Raw genomic sequence first — 17,689 nt, 5'->3', positions numbered from 1 at the left:
CGCTTCCTTCGTTCCTGTTTCCAGGCCCTCCGGGCGCTTCCTTCGTTTCCGACTCTATCAGATCTTTTCGATCCGATTTCCTCGGTGCTTTCCGGCCCCTTTCGCTTTCGCTCCGGGCCCTTCCGGCTGTTTCGACTTTATCAGATTCATTTCGGCCGACCTAATCGGTGGCTTTCGTGATTCGAATAAGAATCGGGATGACTCCGTGGAATCGAATCCCTTACCGGAGTGAGTGAGACTCTACCCGGTCACTGCCGAACTGTCCAGTTCTAGGCAACCGTTTGAATCTACCTCCCCACGAGCCCCGTGTCAACGGGTTTCGCGAGCACCGGAGGAGACTAGCAGCTCAGGAGGGGTCGACGCACATCAGGCGGCGGTGGGGAGCATGGCGCTGCGGTCGGGTTCCTCCAGGTCGCCGATGTCGCCGGCCCGGGCGGCGCGGCCGCCGAGGACGTAGACGTACGCCAGGAAGGCCAGCTCGGCGGCGATGCCGATGGTGATGCGGGCCCAGGTGGGAAGGCCTGAGGGAGTGACGAAGCCTTCGATCAGGCCCGACACGAAGAGCACCAGGGCCAGGCCGATCGCCATGCCGACGGCCGATCGGCCCTGTTCCGCCAGGGCGGCGCGGCGTGTCCTCGGGCCCGGGTCGATGACGGTCCAGCCGAGCCGGAGGCCCGTACCGGCGGCCACGAAGACGGCGGTCAGTTCGAGCAGGCCGTGCGGAAGGATCAGGCCGAGGAAGACGTCGAGGCGGCCGGCGGAGGACATGAGCCCGATGCCGACGCCCAGGTTCAGCATGTTCAGGAAGAGGATCCAGAGGACCGGGATGCCCAGGAACGCGCCCAGGACCAGGCACATGGCCGCGGCCTGGGCGTTGTTCGTCCAGACCTGGGCCGCGAAGGACGCCGCCGGGTGGCTGGAGTAGTACGTCTCGTACTGGCCGCCGGGGCGGGTCATCTCGCGGAGGTCGGTGGAGGCGCCGATCGAGGCCTGGACCTCCGGGTGCGTGCCGATCCACCAGCCGATGAGGACCGCGAGCAGGGTGGAGAGGACGGCCGTGGGGATCCACCAGCGGCGGGAGCGGTAGACCGCGGCGGGGAAACCGGCCGTCAGGAAGCGGATCGCGTCCCGCCAGGAGGAGCGGCGGGTGCCGGTGACGGTGGCGCGGGCGCGGGCCACGAGCTGGGTGAGCCGGGCCGTGAGCATGGGGTCCGGGGTGCTGGACTGGACGATCGAGAGGTGGGTGGCCGTGCGCTGGTACAGCGCGACGAGCTCGTCGGCCTCGGCGCCGGTGAGCTTGCCGCCCTGGCGCAGGAGGTGGTCGAGGCGTTCCCACTCGGCGCGGTGGGCGGTCACGTAGACGTCGAGGTCCATGATCGGCTGCTGCTCCAGGCACTGGCTGCGGACGGGTCCGTACTACTGCGGCGCGCTGCGGGTCAGCTTGGCAGACTGGCGTTCGGAGGGGCCGGGAAGGTCGGAGAAGGGTGGGTGCCGTGAGTGGGCTGGTGACGGGAGACGCCGTCGTACTGGGGTTGCAGCCGGCGCGGCTGCCGAGTCGGGCGCTCGCGGTGCTCATCGACCTGGTCGTGGTGTGGGCCGCGTACCTGCTGATCTCGCTCGGGCTCGCGGTCGCGACGGCTTCGCTGGACGAGGCGGCGGTCATGGCGGTGTCCATCGCGTCCTTCCTGCTGGTGCTCGTGGGGGCGCCGATCGCCGTGGAGACGCTGTCGCACGGGCGGTCGCTGGGGAAGCTGGCCTGTGGGCTGCGGGTGGTGCGGGACGACGGGGGGCCGATCCGGTTCCGCCACGCGCTCGTGCGGGGCGCCATGGGGGTCGTGGAGATCCTGATGACCTTCGGGGTCGTCGCCTGTGTCGCCTCGCTGGTGTCCGAGCGGGGGCGCCGACTCGGGGATGTCTTCGCGGGGACGCTGGTGGTGCGGGAGCGGATACCCGCGGCGCGGGTTCTGGCGGTGCCTCCGCCGCCGCCGTGGCTGGTGGGGCGCTTCGCCGGGCTCGATCTCTCGGCGGTGCCGGAGGCGCTGTGGCTGGAGATACGTCAGTACCTGACGCGGTCGCGTGAGCTGGACCCGGTCGTGGGGCGGCACCTTGCGGAGCGGCTGGCCGACGAGATCGTCACGCGGACCGGTACGCCTCCGCCGGCGGGGGTGCCGGCCGACGCCTATCTGGCGGGGGTGGTGGCCGAGCGGCAGGCGCGGGACGCCCGGCGGGCGTTCGCCCCGGGCGCGGCGGCCGGACTGTCGGGTGCAGCTGGCTTGTCGCGGGCGGCCAGCTTGTCAGGGGCGTCAGGGGTGCCTGGGGTGTGGGGGGTGCCTGGCGGTGTTCCGGCCTCGGTTGCCGCTCCCCCGGTGGTTTCTCCCCCGGTGCCGTCTCCCCCGGTTGTCGATCCTGTCGGGGAGTCCGGGGTGCGTCCTACCGGGTTCGCGCCTCCGGCCTGAGGAGCTGATCCGGTCAGGGAAAGACCGAGGGCGGGGTCTCCAGGGCTTCGAGTTCGATGCCGGGGGCGGAGAGGACGACGTCGCCGGCGATGTGGACCGTATGGCGTTCGCCCGTGTCCAGGGCGCTGACCTGGTACTCGTCCACCATCAGAAGGCCGTTGTCAGTGGCGTGCGCTTCACTTCTCAGCAGGGCCCAGGACTGGTCGACCGTGAGGGGGGCGAGGACCGGGTCCGTGAAGGCGACCAGCCTGACACGGGTCTCGGGGGAATCGGGGGTGAGACGCAGGAGTCGCGTGAGGGCGACGAGGAACGCCGGGGACGTGCCGGTGAAGGCGTGGGCGCGCACATTACCTTCGGTGGCGTGGGTTCCGGTGGGGTCCGTACGGACCCAGGTGACGCCGTCGAGGGCCGCGCCGCGGACCTGCCAGCTCGCGGCGTGCAGTTCAAGGCGGATGGGGCGGCCGAGTTCGTCGACGGCCAGGTCGACGGAGCCACGGTGGTCGCCCTCGGGGGTGGTGATCTGCGAGACGTAGCGCCAGCCGGAGGGGCCGGGCGCGCAGTGGAAGTGCTCTTCACCGAGGGGGGTGTGATCGTGCGGGTCATGGAGCGAATAACGGCCGCGGGGCATGGGTCCTCGGGGTCCTCGGGTGGCTACCGGGTGCGGTAGCGCTGGGCGGGACGGGGCAGGCCCCCCGGCACGGGGGTGCGGGGGGCCTGCCTGAGTCCTCTACGGGTGTCCGGGACGGCGCCGCGTCAGCGCGCGGGCGCCGCCGGCCGGGGCATCAGTAGCGGTAGTGGTCCGGCTTGAAGGGGCCCTCGACCTCGACGCCGATGTAGGCGGCCTGCTCGGGGCGGAGGGTCGTCAGCTTGACGCCGAGCGAGTCCAGGTGGAGGCGGGCGACCTTCTCGTCCAGGTGCTTCGGGAGCACGTAGACGTCGGTCGGGTACTCCTGCGGCTTGGTGAAGAGCTCGATCTGGGCCAGGGTCTGGTCCGCGAAGGAGTTCGACATCACGAAGGAGGGGTGGCCGGTCGCGTTGCCGAGGTTCAGCAGGCGGCCCTCGGAGAGGACGATGAGGACCTTGCCGTCGGGGTAGGTCCAGGTGTGGACCTGCGGCTTGACCTCGTCCTTGACGATGCCCGGGGTCTTGGCGAGGCCGGCCATGTCGATCTCGTTGTCGAAGTGGCCGATGTTGCCGACGATGGCCTGGTGCTTCATCTTGGCCATGTCCCCGGCCATGATGATGTCCTTGTTGCCGGTCGTGGTGATGAAGATGTCGGCGGTCTCGACGACCTCGTCGAGGGTCGTGACCTGGTAGCCGTCCATCGCCGCCTGGAGGGCGCAGATCGGGTCGATCTCGGTGACGATGACGCGGGCGCCCTGGCCGCGGAGGGACTCGGCGCAGCCCTTGCCGACGTCGCCGTAGCCGCAGACGACGGCGGTCTTGCCGCCGATGAGGACGTCGGTGGCGCGGTTGATGCCGTCGATGAGGGAGTGGCGGCAGCCGTACTTGTTGTCGAACTTCGACTTCGTCACGGCGTCGTTCACGTTGATCGCCGGGAAGAGGAGCGAGCCGGCCTGGTGCATCTCGTACAGGCGGTGGACGCCGGTGGTGGTCTCCTCGGTCACGCCGCGGATCTCGGACGCCAGCTGGGTCCACTTCTGCGGGTTCTCGCCGAGGGTGCGGTTGAGGAGACGGAGGATGTGGCCGTACTCCTCGCTGTCCGCGGTGGACGGGTCCGGGGCCGAGCCGGCCTTCTCGAACTCGACGCCCTTGTGGACGAGGAGGGTGGCGTCACCGCCGTCGTCCAGGATCATGTTCGGGCCGCCGGTGGGCGTGTTCGGCCAGGTGAGGGCCTGCTCGGTGCACCACCAGTACTCCTCCAGGGTCTCGCCCTTCCAGGCGAAGACCGGGACGCCCTGGGGGTTCTCCGGGGTGCCGTTCGGGCCGACGGCGATGGCCGCGGCGGCGTGGTCCTGGGTGGAGAAGATGTTGCAGGAGGCCCAGCGGACCTCGGCGCCGAGGGCGACCAGGGTCTCGATGAGGACGGCGGTCTGCACGGTCATGTGCAGGGAGCCGGTGACGCGCGCGCCAGCGAGCGGCTGGGTCTCGGCGTACTCGCGGCGGATCGACATCAGGCCGGGCATCTCGTGCTCGGCGAGGGTGATCTCCTTGCGGCCGAAGGTGGCCAGGGAGAGGTCGGCGACCTTGAAGTCCTGGTGGGCGGCAGTCGTCATGACTGGGCTGCTCCTCGTGTGTGCGAGTGCGAGGGTCGGTTGAGGCGCCTGGCACCGGGGCAGGGCGCCGCTGGGCACACGAATGCCCGGGCGCTTGCTCGGTGCCGTCGTCGGAGGCCCTCTCTCCCTCGGCCGGTCCTCGGACCGCCCGACCGCCATCAGCAGCGACGTCTGGCTGGTCACGAATCTACACCGATCGGTGCGGCGGGCCACAGTCCGCATCGAGCCCGCGTGGGACTGCTGTGCGCTGTGGCTCGTACTGTCGTGCGCTCGTCATCTGTGGCCCGTACGGGCGTACGGGCGTGCGGACGTGCGGACGTGCGGACGTGCGGACGTGCGGGCGGCGGGCGTGCGGGCGTGCGGGCGCACGAGACCCCCGGGACGTGTGGTCCCGGGGGTCCGAGGGGGTGGGGCGTGCGCGCCCGGGGGCCGGTGGCCCTGATTGCGCCTCGCCGGTGGGGCCGGGGGCCCGGGGTCAGTGGCCGGGGCCGCCCGGGGTCTTGGCCGGGTTCTTGCCCGCCGAGGCGGCCGTCTCGCTGTAGATGTCGGGCTCCAGGTAGATGACCCGGGCGATCGGGACGGCGGCGCGGATGCGCTCCTCGGCGGCGTTGATGGCGTTCGCGACCTCGGCGGCCGTGTTGTCGTGCTGGACGGCGACCTTGGCGGCGACGAGGAGCTCCTCGGGGCCGAGGTGGAGCGTGCGCATGTGGATGAGGCGGGTGACGGTCTCGCCGTCGACGACGGCCGCCTCGATCTTCTTGACCTCGTCGACGCCGGCGGACTCGCCGAGGAGCAGCGACTTGGTCTCGCCGGCGAGGACGATCGCGATGAGGACGAGGAGGACACCGATGCAGACGGTTCCGATGCCGTCCCAGACGCCGTTGTCGGTCAGCAGGGCGAGGCCGACGCCGCCGAGGGCCAGGACGAGGCCGACGAGGGCGCCGAGGTCCTCCAGGAGGACGACCGGGAGCTCGGGGGCCTTGGCGCGGCGGACGAACTCCTTCCAGGAGAGGCCGCCGCGGATCTCGTTGGACTCCTTGATGGCGGTGCGGAAGGAGAACGACTCGGCGATGATCGCGAACACCAGGACGCCGACCGGCCAGTACCAGGCCTCGATGGGGTGCGGGTGCTTGATCTTCTCGTAGCCCTCGTAGATGGCGAACATGCCACCGACGGAGAAGAGCACGATGGAGACGAGGAAGGCGTAGATGTACCGCTCGCGGCCGTAGCCGAAGGGGTGCTGCGGGGTCGCCTCGCGCACGGCCTTCTTGCCGCCGAGGAGCAGCAGGCCCTGGTTGCCGGAGTCGGCGAGCGAGTGGACAGCCTCGGCGAGCATCGACGACGAACCACTGAAGAGGAACGCCACGAACTTGGCTACGGCGATCGCGAGGTTGGCGGCGAGTGCCGCCACGATCGCCTTGGTTCCGCCTGACGCGCTCATGGGTGTACGTGGTCCCTTCGTCGGTGCTCCGGCTCGATCGCCGCGGCTCGGCCGGTCATTGTCGCATCAGGCCACGACGGTCGCGCGGAAGACGGTGCCCACCCCCGACAGCTCGGTGGGCTCGCCCGCCGGTACGAAGACGGACTCGCCGGGGCCGAGGGTGACCTCGCCCGCCTTCGGGCGGCCCGCGACGGCCAGCAGGATCTGGGGGGTGGCGGCGGTGACGTCCGTCGGTGCGGCGCCTTCCGGGCGGACGAACCGGGAGAGACGGAACTCGTCGATCGGGGTCTCGTAGACCTCCTCGCCGGAGGGGGAGGCCTCGGGGCGCAGGACGGCCGGGTCGTTCGGCTCGAAGCGGACGACCCGGAGGAGTTCGGGGACGTCGACGTGCTTGGGCGTGAGGCCGCAGCGCAGCACGTTGTCGGAGTTGGCCATGATCTCGACGCCGAGGCCGTCGAGGTAGGCGTGCGGGACGCCGGCGCCGAGGTAGAGGGCCTCGCCGGGCTGGAGCCGGACGCGGTTGAGGAGCATGGCGGCGATCACGCCGGGGTCGCTCGGGTAGTGGTGGGCCAGGGTCGCGAACGGGGCGTGGTCGCCGCCGAGGCGGTCGGCGGCCGCATGGGCCTCGGCGACGGTGTGCGCCATCTCCTCGCGGTCGGCGGTGAGCAGGGCCGTCAGGACCTCGCGGAGCGCGGCCTCTTCGGGGTGGGCGTGGAGGAGGTCCACGTACGGCTTGAGGGAGTCGACGCCCAGCGCGGCGATGAGGTCGGCGGCCTCGACAGGGGCGCGGAAGCCGCACAGGCCGTCGAAGGGGGTGAGGGCGCAGATCAGCTCGGGCTTGTGGTTGGCGTCCTTGTACATGCGGTGCGGGGCGTCGATCGGGATGCCGGCGGCATCCTCGGCGGCGTACCCGGCCTTCGCCTGCTCCAGGTCGGGGTGGACCTGGAGGGAGAGCGGGGCGCCCGCGGCGAGCAGCTTCAGGAGGAACGGGAGCCGCGGCCCGAACTTCTCGACGGACCGCTCCCCCAGCTCACGTACGGGGTCGGCGGCGATGAGCTCGTTCAGCGCGCCGCGGTCGGTGCGGGAGGGGGCACCGGGGTGGGCGCCCATCCACATCTCGGCCTGGGGCTCGCCGGTGGGGGCGGTTCCGAGCAGTTCCGGGATGGCCGTCGTGGATCCCCAGGCGTAGGGGCGGACGGTGTTGACGAGGCGGTCCATGGTGCCTGCCAGCTCCTCGGGGTGGTGACGGATCGTGCGGGTGTCGGGAGACAGGTGACAGGGGGCGGGTGACGGATGGGTGACGTGGTGGGGGCTTGGTGGGGGCCTGGTGGTGGCCCTCCGCCGACGTGGCCGGGTGGGGTGGTGCCGGGGGGTCTTCGGTGGTGCTCGGCTGGTGTGGGTGGGTGCCCGCCCGGTGCCCGGTGGTGCCTGGTTCGTGTGGGTCGTCAGTGCGGGGTGCGGCCCGGGGTGGCCAGGTTGAGGTAGACCGCCGCGAAGTCGGTCACCGCGAGCAGTTCGGCGAGTGTCTCCAGGTCGCCGCCCTCCTCCGGTTCCAGTTCGCTGATCGCGGTCTCGTGGCCGAGGGCCAGTTCGCGGGCGGCCGGGGCCGCGGTCAGGCCGTCCGTCGGGCGGTCGCGGAGCAGCACCACGCGCGCGCGGAGCGCCTGCTGCTCCTCCACGCGGTCGCGGAAGAAGTCGTCCGGGTCGGCGCCGGCCGCGTAGTCGCCCGCGAGGAGGACCCCGTGCGCGGGCAGGGCCTCGGGGAGTTCCGCGGCGAGCGCCGGCAGGCCCGCGAGTTCGGCGAGGACGGCGGCGAAGCGGCGGCCGGCCGGGCCGGCGGCGTTGCCCTCGGTCCAGATCAGCGGGAGCGAGTCCGCGAGTTCGGCGGCGAGCGTCTTCGCCGGGTTGCTGTACGTGGCGATGGCCGGGCCGCAGCGTTCCGCCGTGCGGTCCAGGCGGTCGGCGACCTTCTCCAGGGCCTCCGGCGGCGCCTCGATGAGGCCGACGCGGTCCAGGAGCGCGAGCAGGGGGGTGAACAGGGCCCAGAGCGCCCCCGGGCTGGCAGCGATGCTCTCGGCGTACTCGTCGGGCGTCTCGTTCGGGGCGATCGCCATCGGGACGAACAGGCCGCGCGAGCCGTTCACCGCCTCGGCGAGCGGGGAGGCCTTCGGGGCTACGGCGACGACCGTGATCCCGCGGCGGTACGCCTGCTCGGCGAGGAGGGCGAGGCCCGGTTCCGAGCCGTCGGTGGTGGGCAGCAGGAGCAGGTCCACCGATCCCGCCCAGCCCGGCAGGGCCCAGCGCAGGGCGCCCGCGGCGGGGGCGACGCCGGTCGGCTGGAGCCGTACGACGGGGGCGGCGGCGCCGGCGAGCGCGCCGATCAGGTCCGCGACGCCTGCGGCGGCCGTGCCGGGGCCCGCGACGAGGACGGCACGGGGGCGGCCCTCGGGGCGGAGGTCCGCGATGCCGGCCTCGGCGGCGTGCCGGGCGGCGGTCCGTACCCGTGCGCCTGCCTCGGCGGCGCCGCGGAGGAGGCCTCGGCGGTCGGCCAGGGCGAGGTCGTCCGGGGCGTCGAGGAGGGTCTCGTCGAGCATGTGCGGTGCCTCCTGGGTGGACGGGGTTACGGGGTCCCGTGCGGGGCGCTGCGAATGCGGGTGCAGGTGGGTGGGTGCGGGGTGCTGGGCCCCGGCCTCCCGCACCAGCGCGGTGCTGTCTTCCTGGGTGCGGGTTCAGGCGCGGGAGCCTAGGCCCGGCAAGGGGCGCCGTCCGTTGTGCCCACCCGTTCCGCCCCAGCGGAACGATTGCCCACAACGGCGGGGGCGGCGGACGTAGGGGTGGGCACCGCCCCAGCGGAACGATGGCCCACAACGGCGGGGGCGGAGGACGTGGGGATGGGCACCGCCCCAGCGGGACGATTGCCCACGCGCGCGTGGGGGCCGTTACGCCGGCTTGCGGGCCTCGTCCGTGAGGAGGACCGGGATGCCGTCGCGGACCGGGTAGGCGAGGCCGCAGTCGGGGCTCGTGCAGATCAGCTCGGGGGTCTCGTCCGCCGTGCGGTCGTTCAGCGGAGCGTGGCAGGCCGGGCAGGCCAGGATCTCCAGGAGGCCGGCTTCGAGCGGCATGGGATGTCCCTTCGAACAGACGGATCGGGCCAGGTCAGCCTACCGCCGGGGAACGGGGCACGCCCCCGTTCCCCGGCGGGACGGCGGGGGTCAGTCGGTCGCCCGGACCAGGGCGAGGACCTCGTCGCGGATCTTGGCCATGGTGGCCTCGTCGCGGGCCTCGACGTTGAGGCGCAGCAGCGGCTCCGTGTTGGAGGGGCGGAGGTTGAACCACCAGTCCGCCGCCGACACGGTCAGGCCGTCGAGCTCGTCGAAGGTGATGCCCTCCGCGCCCTCGTACGTCGCCCGCACCTTCGCCGTGCTCGCCGCCTGGTCCGCGACCGTCGAGTTGATCTCGCCCGAGGAGGCGTACCGGTCGTAGGCCGAGACCAGGTCGGACAGGGTGCCCTCCTGGCCGCCCAGGGCCGCCAGGACGTGGAGCGCGGCGAGCATGCCCGTGTCCGCGTTCCAGAAGTCCTTGAAGTAGTAGTGCGCCGAGTGCTCGCCGCCGAAGATCGCTCCGGTCTTCGCCATCTCCTCCTTGATGAAGGAGTGGCCGACGCGGGTACGGACCGGCTCGCCGCCCTGCTCGCGGACGACCTCCGGCACCGACCAGGAGGTGATCAGGTTGTGGATGATCGTTCCGCCGGGGCTCTTGGCGAGTTCGCGCGCGGCGACGAGGGCCGTGATCGCGGACGGGGAGACCGGCTCGCCGCGCTCGTCGACGACGAAGCAGCGGTCGGCGTCGCCGTCGAAGGCGAGGCCGAGGTCGGCGCCCTCGGCGAGGACGCGGGCCTGGAGGTCGACGATGTTCTTCGGGTCGAGCGGGTTGGCCTCGTGGTTCGGGAAGGTGCCGTCCAGCTCGAAGTACATGGGCACGGTGTCGAGCGGGAGGCCCTCGAAGACGGTGGGGACCGTGTGGCCGCCCATGCCGTTGCCCGCGTCCACGACCACCTTGAGGGGGCGGATCGCGGTGAGGTCGACCAGGTTCTTGAGGTGGGCGGCGTAGTCCGCGAGGGTGTCGCGTTCCGTGATCGTGCCCGGCTTCGCCGCCGCCTCCGGGGCGCCCGTCTCGCTCCACTCCTGGGCGAGGGCGCGGATGTCGGCGAGGCCGGTGTCCTGGCCTACGGGGGCGGCGCCGGCACGGCACATCTTGATGCCGTTGTACTGGGCCGGGTTGTGGGAGGCCGTGAACATGGCGCCGGGCAGGCCGAGGCTGCCGGAGGCGAAGTACAGCTGGTCCGTGGAGCAGAGCCCGATGAGCGTGACGTCGGCTCCGAGGCGGGCCGCGCCGCGCGCGAAGGCGTCCGCGAGGCCGGGCGACGAGGGGCGCATGTCGTGGCCGATGACGATCGCGTCCGCGTCCGTCACCCGTACGAAGGCGGCGCCGAAGAGCTCGGCGAGCGTCTCGTCCCACTGGTCGGGTACGACTCCGCGGATGTCGTACGCCTTCACGATCTGCGACAGATCGGCAGTCACGGATCCACCCTCCTGAGTTCTCCACACGCGTGTGCGGCGCGTGTACGGAACGCCAAAACTACCCGGAGCGCAGTCGGGGATACGCGGACGGTGGCCGGTTGCCGTCAGTTGTCGGGCGAACGGAGCACCCTGAGGTGCCCGCGGCGACCGACCTCCATGGGGTCGCCGCCGCGGCCTCCGCCGCCCTTGCCGCCTGCCCCGGCCGCGCGCTCCTGGGGGCGGGCCGCCTCCCGTACCGCGTTGGCCAGCGCTTCGAGATCGTCGCCGCTGGGGCGGGCGGGGGCGGATCCGTCGGAGAGCCGCACCACCTCCCAGCCGCGCGGGGCGGTGAGGCGCTCGCTGTGCTCGGCGCACAGGTCGTAGCAGTGGGGCTCGGCGTAAGTGGCGAGCGGGCCGAGGACCGCAGTCGAGTCGGCATAGACGTACGTCAGTGTCGCGACGGCAGGGCGGCCGCACGCGGTGCGCGAACAGCGACGTACAGGGCTCACGACGTTGGACGGTACCGCACTCTTGACCGGGCCGCGACGACTCTCCCTCAGGTCACTCCACCGTGTCGCGGTGTGACCTCCGCCACCCCCCTTCGAGTGGTGACGGCTCTGACCTGCACGGGAGGGGGCACAGGGGGGTGGGGGGAGGGGGCTATCCGGACACCTTGGGATACAAATCCGGTCAACCAGGGCCAGATGGCCGATCGTGACGGGCTGTCGAATCGGGCGGGTGGTTGGCCGGAATGTTCAGGTTTCGACAAGGCGGGGGGCGACGGGGCGGCCACGCCGGAAAAGGTGGCGAGGATGCGCCACGGTGCGCTGGGACGGATGAGGGTTACGCTGCGTCAGTGATGGACAGTCCTGTGCCGCCGAGCCCCTCGCACCGTCCCGCGGAGCCCCCGGCGGAGCCTCGGGTCCGCCGCCGCGACCGGCACGGCCGCGGGATGCGGGGACCGGTCGCGCCGCCGCAGGTGCCGCTCTCCGCGAGCCGGGCCGACACCTTCCGCGATCTCGTCCTCGACTCGGTCGAGCGCCTCGAACGGCGCTGGCCGCAGCTCGCGGACGTCGACTTCCTGGTGATGGAGGTGCCTCCGCCGGTGTCGGGCGAGACGGTGCCGCTGGGGGGCTCGGTGCCCGCCGAGAAGAACGAGCCGGCGCGGGTGGTCGTCTACCGGCGGCCGGTCGAGATCCGCTCGAAGAGTCGGGACGAGCGGGCGCTGCTGGTCCACGAGGTGGTTGTGGAGCAGGTCGCCGAGCTTCTCGGGCTCTCGCCGGAGTCTGTTGATCCTCGGTACGGGCAGGACTGAGGCCGCGCTTCCCCCGTACGGGGCACAACCTGGGACGCCGCGCGCCCGGTGCGGGTTCAGGCGCGGGAGCCTAGGCCCGGCACGGGGCGCCGTCCCGTGTGCCCACCCTCCCCCAAGCTCTCGGCTCCGCTCGAGCAGGGGGGACCCCCATCGCCCCTGCGGGACGATTGCCCACACGGCGGGTGGGCGGGGCGGGACGATTGCCCACACGGCGGGTGGGCGCCGATCAGTCCAGTACCCCCAGGTCCTGGTGGGCCGACGGGACCTCGACCGTGCCTCGGTCGTCCACGAAGGTCTGGATCGTGAACATCGGGACGCCGTCCTCCGGAAGGGCGAGGGTCCGGGCCGCGTGCACCCTGCCGCCCGAGACCGGTTCGACCGTCAGCGCGTAGGAGCCCTTGAGGCCCTCCGGGACGAGGTCGGTCAGGACCGTCGTCGTGCCCGCCTTCACCGTGACGGTCTTCGACATCGGCGCACCCCCCTCGGAGCCGGCCGAGGCCGTGACCTTGACCTGGGCGTCCGCGCCGGGGGCGGTCAGGGAGAGCGTCGAGGCCTTCGCGCGGTTGTCGGCGACCGTCGCCCGCGCGGAGACGGCCGCGGCCGCCGGGATGAACGCGATCTCGGTGTTCTCGCCCTTGCCGCGCACGACCTCGAGGGCCGCCACCACCGGCGTCGGCTTCTTCGGGTCGCTCGGGGTCAGCAGCAGGGAGCCCACCGCGCCCCGGGTGAGGTTCGGCAGGTCGACAGCGGCCGTCATCCCGGACTTCACGTGCAGGGAGTCGGCGCCCGCCGGGACGATCGTGCCGCTCGCGGTGACCAGCTGGACCTTGAGGTCGGCGTCGTCGTCGCCGGGGGCGAAGGCCACGAGCCGCACCGCGGTGGCGTCGGCCGGGATGCCGGGGAGCACGGCGGTGCTCGCCGGGTCGGCGGCCGGGGCGATCCAGTCGCTGCCGAGCTTGTCGTCGGCGGCGGCCACGGCGGCGCCGACGCGACCGCTGCGGGTGGTGACGTGGACGGTGACGTCCTTCCGGCCGGCCTCGGTCGTGAGGGTGGACAGAAGCACCGGAACGGTGGAGCGGGCGGGGACCGGGATGCCCTCGGTGAACTGGGACTTGAGGGCGCCCTCGGGGCCGTACATCTCGATGTCGGCGACGGCGGCCGTGTCGTCCGGGTTGGTGAGGTGGACGTAGTCCTGGCGGTCCTTGTCGGTGGAGGCCGCCGGGAACCAGAAGTCGGTGTCGGGGGCTCCGCAGCCGAGGCCGAGGAGGCCGCGCGCGCCGCCCGCCGGGACGACGGTGGTCTGCTGGACGGTCCAGCCGGGGGCCAGGCTGCCGGTCGCGGCGCCGGTGAGGGCGGGCACGGAGCCGCCGTCCGCCTGGGCGGTGACGGGCTTGCCGGGGGCGGTGACGGTCGCCGGGGCCTTCGGGGCCTGGGGCTTCTTGCCCGTCTTTCCGGTGCCGCCCGTCGCCGGTCCGCTCGCGGCGGTCCGGAGCAGCGCCGTGGGCGGCTCGGCCTTGCCGGAGCCCGCGGCGGCGGAGCCCGTACCCGTCGGGGTGTACGAGGTGTAGCGCGTCTCGGCCACCTCGGAGGTGCTGGGCACCGGGCAGACGAGGCCGGCGCGCTCCACCGGCAGGCGGGTGGTGGCCTTCGCCTCGGCGACGGCGGTGCCGTCCGGGGCGGTGAGGGCCGCGAAGCCGGTGACGGCGGCGAGGGCCGTGGCGCCCGCGATCAGGGAGAGGGTCGTGCGCTTCACTGGTTGCTGCTCCCGTCGGGACGCTGCTCGGTCTCGTGGCCCTGGGGGTATCCGTAGCCGTAGCCGCCGTACGGGTCGTACTGCTGCTGGTCGTACTGCTGCTGCGGCTGCTGCGGGTCGTACTGCTGCGGCTGCTCGTAGCCCTGCTGTTCGTACCCCGGCTGGTCGTAGCCCTGCTGGGGGTACGCGTACGGCTGCTGCTGGTACGGGTCGGCCGCGTAGTCCTGGTAGTAGCCCTGGTCGGCGTACGGCTGGGTTCCCGGCTGCGCCGGGGCCTGCGCGTAGGCCGGGTCGTAGCCGGCGGCGCCTTCCTGGTCCTGGTCCTGTTCCTGGGGCTCGTAGGACTGCTGCCCCGGGATCGGGGCCGGCGCGCCCTGCGCATGTCCGAAGGCGTCGAAGGCCTCGGAAGCGTCCGGGGTGCCGGACGCGGCCTCCGCGGCTGCTTCGGCTTCCGCGGCGGCGCGCAGGCGGCGGGCGCGGCGGCCGTCGCCCTCGGTCGCCTGGGCGGGGATCGCGAGCTCCTCCTCCGGCAGGTCGTCGTCGATCTCGCGGCGTCGCCCGGGCAGGGCGAGGACGAGCAGGACGACGGCGAGGCCGGCCTGGGCCCAGATCCACGCGGTGTGGGTGAGCGGCTCGTCGTACGTGAGGTCGAGGCGGCCGCCCCCGGCGGGGAGCTCGAAGCCCTGGGCCCAGCTGTCGACGGTGGTCCGGGTCAGCGCCTTGCCGTCGAGGGTGGCGGTCCAGCCCTCGTCGGCGCGGTCGGCGAGCCGCAGGACGCGGCCCGTGGGGCCGGCCGGGACCTGGGTGTGGGCCTCGACGGGGCCGGCGGCGACGGCGACCGGCTTGGCGGTCTCCTCCTTGGCGCCGTCCTCCGCCGTGGCCTTGGCCGCCGGCGGGACGATCATGATGCGGGCGATCTCGCGGTCGACGCGCCAGAGCGCGCTGCCGTCGAGCTGGCTGAGGCGGCTGAGGCCGGGCGTGGAGTCGAGGACGCGGCTCATCTGGCGCGGTGCCCCGTCCCGTACGAGGACGTACCGGATGGCGTAGCCGCTGAGCTCCTGGGTCTGGTCGGCGCCGGAGCCGGCGACGAGGTGGGCGACGACCGCGTCGAGACGCTGGTCGGGCTCGGCGGTCGCGGTGAGTTCGGCGTCGCCGAGGCGGGCGCCGGAGCCGCGGACCAGGGTGTAGGCGACCTCGCCGGGCGCGCCGGCGCCGAGGACGAGGGTGCGGGGCTGGTCGCGGGTGCCGCTCTCCTCGGCGACGAAGGCCGGGACCTGGACCGGGTCGCGGCGGGTCAGCGGGCCGTCGGCGCCGCCGATCATCCAGCCGGCGGCGGCGACGGCGGGGCCGAGGGCGCAGGCGAGCGCGATGAGGGCGGCTACGGGCTGGCGCCAGCCGAAGCCGTGGGCGGCGACGCGGGTGCGGCCGCCCTCGGCGCCGATCATGCCGGCGGCGATGAGGGCGGCGCCGTAGACGAGGGTGGCGGGTCCGGCCCAGCCGGTGCCGCCCGCGCCGTTGGTGAGGACGGCGAAGAGGAGTCCGGCGAGGGCGGCGGCCCAGGCCGTACGGACGGCGAGCTGCCGCTCCTCGCGGAGCAGTCCGGCCAGGCCCGCGAGGACGAGGCCGATCAGGAGCAGGCCGCCGGTGGTGCCGGGGCCGCCCGGGCTGGTGCCGAGGAGGTCGAGCGCGGTCGCCGTGCCCGTACGGACGTCGAGACCCACCTCGCGCAGGAGGGAGCCGGGGTCGGTGAGGAGGGTGAGCGACCAGGGCGCGAGGACGAGCAGCGGGGTGCCGACGGCGGCGAGGAAGCGCAGCCCGTACGCGGTGAGGTCGGAGCGGCGGACGGCGAGCACGCCGAGGCCGAGGAGGACGGCGAGCGGCCAGACGACCGGGGTGAACGCCATCGCGAAGGTCAGCAGGAAGGCGTACGCCCAGGTGGCGCGCCAGCTGCCCCGGTCGGGCCGGTTGAAGCCGTGGGCGGCGACGGCGGCGCGGGCGATCAGCGGGAGCAGGATCGCGAGGACGGCGGTGCCGAGCCGGCCGGCGGCGAGGGCGCCGGTGGCGGCGGGCAGGAAGGCGTACGCGATGGCGCCCCAGGCGCGCAGGAGCCGGGACTCGACGATGCCGCGGGCGGCGAAGTACGCGGTGAAGCCGGCGAGCGGGACCGAGCAGACGAGCAGCAGGGTCAGCGCGGTGGAGGTGGAACCGAGGAACAGTGCGGAGAGCGCGGCCAGGACGGCGAGGTAGGGCGGTGCGGTCTGGGTGCCGCCGGTGCCGATGGCGTGCCAGGCGTCGGCGTACCGCGACCAGAGGCCGGAGACGGTGTCGGGGGCGGGCAGCAGGGCGCCGCCGGCCAGCGAGCCGCCGGCGAAGAGGTTGCGGCAGGCGACGAGGGAGACGAGGAGGAGCAGGGCGAAGAGGACCGGGCCCGGCTTGCGGGCGATCTTCTTGAGCCGGGCGAACTGCTCGATCTCCAGGTAGTCGGCGTCGTCGCCGCCGGGCCCGGACTCGACGACGCCGTGGCGGGAGCCGCCGGTGTCGGCGTCGGATCCGCCGAAGTGGGAGGCGAGCTGCTCGACGGTGGCGCGGACGGTGGCGCCGGGCGGCGGGAAGAGGGAGCGGAACTCGCTGTTGAGGACGGCGGGGTTCCTGCGGCGCTTGCGGGCGGCGAGGATCTTCTCGGGCCGCAGCAGGGTCGCGAGGAGGCCCATGACCTCGTCGACCGCCTGGCCCGGGGCCTTGCCGACGAGGTAGGCGAGGGTGCGGAGCAGGGTGCTGAGGACGAGCCGTACGAGGACGTACGGGAGGGCCAGGCCGCGGGCGTTGGCGAGGAGGGTGTGGACGGCACCGGCCTTGTCGACGCGGTGCGGGTTGGCGGCGGTGCGTCCGGCGCAGTCGACGGTGCGGCGCTCGCGGGCGGAGGCCTCGGCGTGCCGCAGGACGGCGTCGGGGGCGACGAGGACGTGGAAGCCGGCGGAGTGGGCGCGCCAGCACAGGTCGACGTCGTCGCGCATCAGGGGCAGGCGCCGGTCGAAGCCGCCGAGGCTCTCGAAGACGTCGCGGCGGACGAGCATGCCGGCGGTGGAGACGGAGAGGACGGAGCGGACCTGGTCGTGCTGGCCCTGGTCCTGCTCGCGGCGGTCGAGGCCGGTCCAGCGGCGGCCGCTGCGGGCGATGCTGACGCCGGCTTCGAGGAGCTGCTTCCTGTCGTACCAGCCGCGCAGCTTGGGGCCGATGACGGCGGCTTTCGCGTCGGACTCGGCGACGCGCAGGAGTTCGGCGAGGGCGCCGGGCTCGGGGGCGCAGTCGTCGTGGAGGAGCCAGAGCCACTGGACCGGTTCGCCGTGCGGGAGTTCGGGGAGGTCGTACGCCTCGTCGTTCCAGGTGCGGCTGACGGGGTCCCAGCCGCTGGGGCGCTTCAGGTAGGGCAGGTCCTCGGGTCCGAGCAGGGGCGCGGTGCGGGCGGCCTCCTCGACGGCGGCGCCGAAGCCGGTGCGGCGCGCGAGGTGCAGGACCCGGTCGGCGCCGATGGCGTCGGCGACGAGCTGCGCCGAGTCGTCGGCGCTGCCGGTGTCGGCCGCCACCACGGCCTGCACGGGGCGCTCCTGGGCGAGCAGCCCGGCGAGTGCGTCGGGCAGCCAGCGGGCGCCGTCGTGGGTGACGAGCACGGCGGTGACGACGTGTCGCGGAAACTCAGGAGTTGAGGACATCGAGCTACGGGCCCTCCGGCCGGGGTCGCCCGCGGGGGGCGTGGGGAGCGTCTCGGACGGAGGCCCACACTAACGGCTGCACGCGGAGCGGTCCGCCGCCCTGTGGACAGACCGTGCGGGACGCCTTCGTAAGGGACACAGCGTTCCGGACATGCAGAACGGTTCGCCGCCTGTGGACGGAGCGGCGGACGGTTCCGTACCGGACGCTTCGCCCCGGA

Annotated in this window: 13 protein-coding genes; 2 read left to right on the top strand and 11 right to left on the bottom strand. The window is 73.3% G+C overall.

Annotation, left to right across the window (positions count from 1 at the left end; translation table 11 throughout):
* Window positions 1-366 precede the first annotated feature (366 nt).
* Window positions 367-1,374, bottom strand: coding sequence for a stage II sporulation protein M (locus tag AC07AW_RS40690; RefSeq protein WP_478820499.1), 1,008 nt, complete (start codon window positions 1,372-1,374; stop codon window positions 367-369).
* A gap of 119 nt (window positions 1,375-1,493) precedes the next feature.
* Here AC07AW_RS40690 and AC07AW_RS40685 point away from each other — a divergent pair, with 119 nt between their 5' ends.
* Window positions 1,494-2,456 (top strand): RDD family protein, encoded by a 963-nt coding sequence (locus AC07AW_RS40685; protein WP_478820498.1) that lies wholly within the window; start codon window positions 1,494-1,496, stop codon window positions 2,454-2,456.
* Between the two features lie 13 nt (window positions 2,457-2,469).
* On the opposite strand, the gene AC07AW_RS40680 is transcribed toward AC07AW_RS40685, so the two are convergent.
* The 8 genes from AC07AW_RS40680 to AC07AW_RS40645 all read right to left on the bottom strand — a co-directional run bounded on the left by AC07AW_RS40680 (window position 2,470) and on the right by AC07AW_RS40645 (window position 11,253).
* Window positions 2,470-3,084, bottom strand: a complete 615-nt coding sequence (locus AC07AW_RS40680; RefSeq protein ID WP_478820497.1) for a hypothetical protein — start codon at window positions 3,082-3,084, stop codon at window positions 2,470-2,472.
* A 154-nt stretch (window positions 3,085-3,238) separates the two neighbouring features.
* The gene (ahcY, locus tag AC07AW_RS40675; protein WP_478820496.1) at window positions 3,239-4,693 is read right to left on the bottom strand and encodes an adenosylhomocysteinase; all 1,455 of its coding nucleotides are present in this window, start codon (window positions 4,691-4,693) and stop codon (window positions 3,239-3,241) included.
* 475 nt (window positions 4,694-5,168) lie between these two features.
* On the bottom strand, window positions 5,169-6,134 hold the full coding sequence (locus tag AC07AW_RS40670; RefSeq protein WP_478820495.1) for a cation diffusion facilitator family transporter: 966 nt from the start codon (window positions 6,132-6,134) through the stop codon (window positions 5,169-5,171).
* A gap of 66 nt (window positions 6,135-6,200) precedes the next feature.
* A complete protein-coding gene (gene manA / locus AC07AW_RS40665) occupies window positions 6,201-7,352 on the bottom strand; it encodes a mannose-6-phosphate isomerase, class I (RefSeq protein WP_478820494.1) in 1,152 nt (383 codons plus the stop codon).
* Between the two features lie 227 nt (window positions 7,353-7,579).
* Window positions 7,580-8,728: an SIS domain-containing protein gene (locus AC07AW_RS40660; protein WP_478820493.1), complete on the bottom strand. Its 1,149-nt coding sequence runs from the start codon at window positions 8,726-8,728 to the stop codon at window positions 7,580-7,582.
* Window positions 8,729-9,073: 345 nt separating this feature from the next.
* On the bottom strand, window positions 9,074-9,256 hold the full coding sequence (locus AC07AW_RS40655; RefSeq protein ID WP_086832166.1) for a Trm112 family protein: 183 nt from the start codon (window positions 9,254-9,256) through the stop codon (window positions 9,074-9,076).
* A gap of 90 nt (window positions 9,257-9,346) precedes the next feature.
* Window positions 9,347-10,714 (bottom strand): phosphomannomutase/phosphoglucomutase, encoded by a 1,368-nt coding sequence (locus AC07AW_RS40650; protein ID WP_478820492.1) that lies wholly within the window; start codon window positions 10,712-10,714, stop codon window positions 9,347-9,349.
* A 104-nt stretch (window positions 10,715-10,818) separates the two neighbouring features.
* Window positions 10,819-11,253 carry a DUF3499 domain-containing protein gene (locus AC07AW_RS40645; RefSeq protein WP_478820501.1) on the bottom strand — a complete coding sequence of 145 codons (435 nt, stop codon included), beginning with the start codon at window positions 11,251-11,253 and terminating at the stop codon, window positions 10,819-10,821.
* A gap of 299 nt (window positions 11,254-11,552) precedes the next feature.
* Between AC07AW_RS40645 and AC07AW_RS40640 the strand changes: the two genes are divergently transcribed.
* Window positions 11,553-12,008 (top strand): metallopeptidase family protein, encoded by a 456-nt coding sequence (locus tag AC07AW_RS40640; protein ID WP_392160872.1) that lies wholly within the window; start codon window positions 11,553-11,555, stop codon window positions 12,006-12,008.
* 226 nt (window positions 12,009-12,234) lie between these two features.
* Here AC07AW_RS40640 and AC07AW_RS40635 read toward each other — a convergent pair whose 3' ends face one another.
* Window positions 12,235-13,761, bottom strand: coding sequence for a DUF5719 family protein (locus tag AC07AW_RS40635; protein ID WP_478820491.1), 1,527 nt, complete (start codon window positions 13,759-13,761; stop codon window positions 12,235-12,237).
* Window positions 13,758-17,471, bottom strand: coding sequence for a glycosyltransferase family 2 protein (locus tag AC07AW_RS40630; protein ID WP_478820490.1), 3,714 nt, complete (start codon window positions 17,469-17,471; stop codon window positions 13,758-13,760). Before AC07AW_RS40630 ends, AC07AW_RS40635 begins: the two co-directional genes overlap by 4 nt.
* Window positions 17,472-17,689: the final 218 nt, after the last annotated feature.

It is taken from the genome of Streptomyces sp. NPDC044003, assembly GCF_056435185.1.
This window is presented reverse-complemented; position numbering and strand designations above follow the sequence as displayed.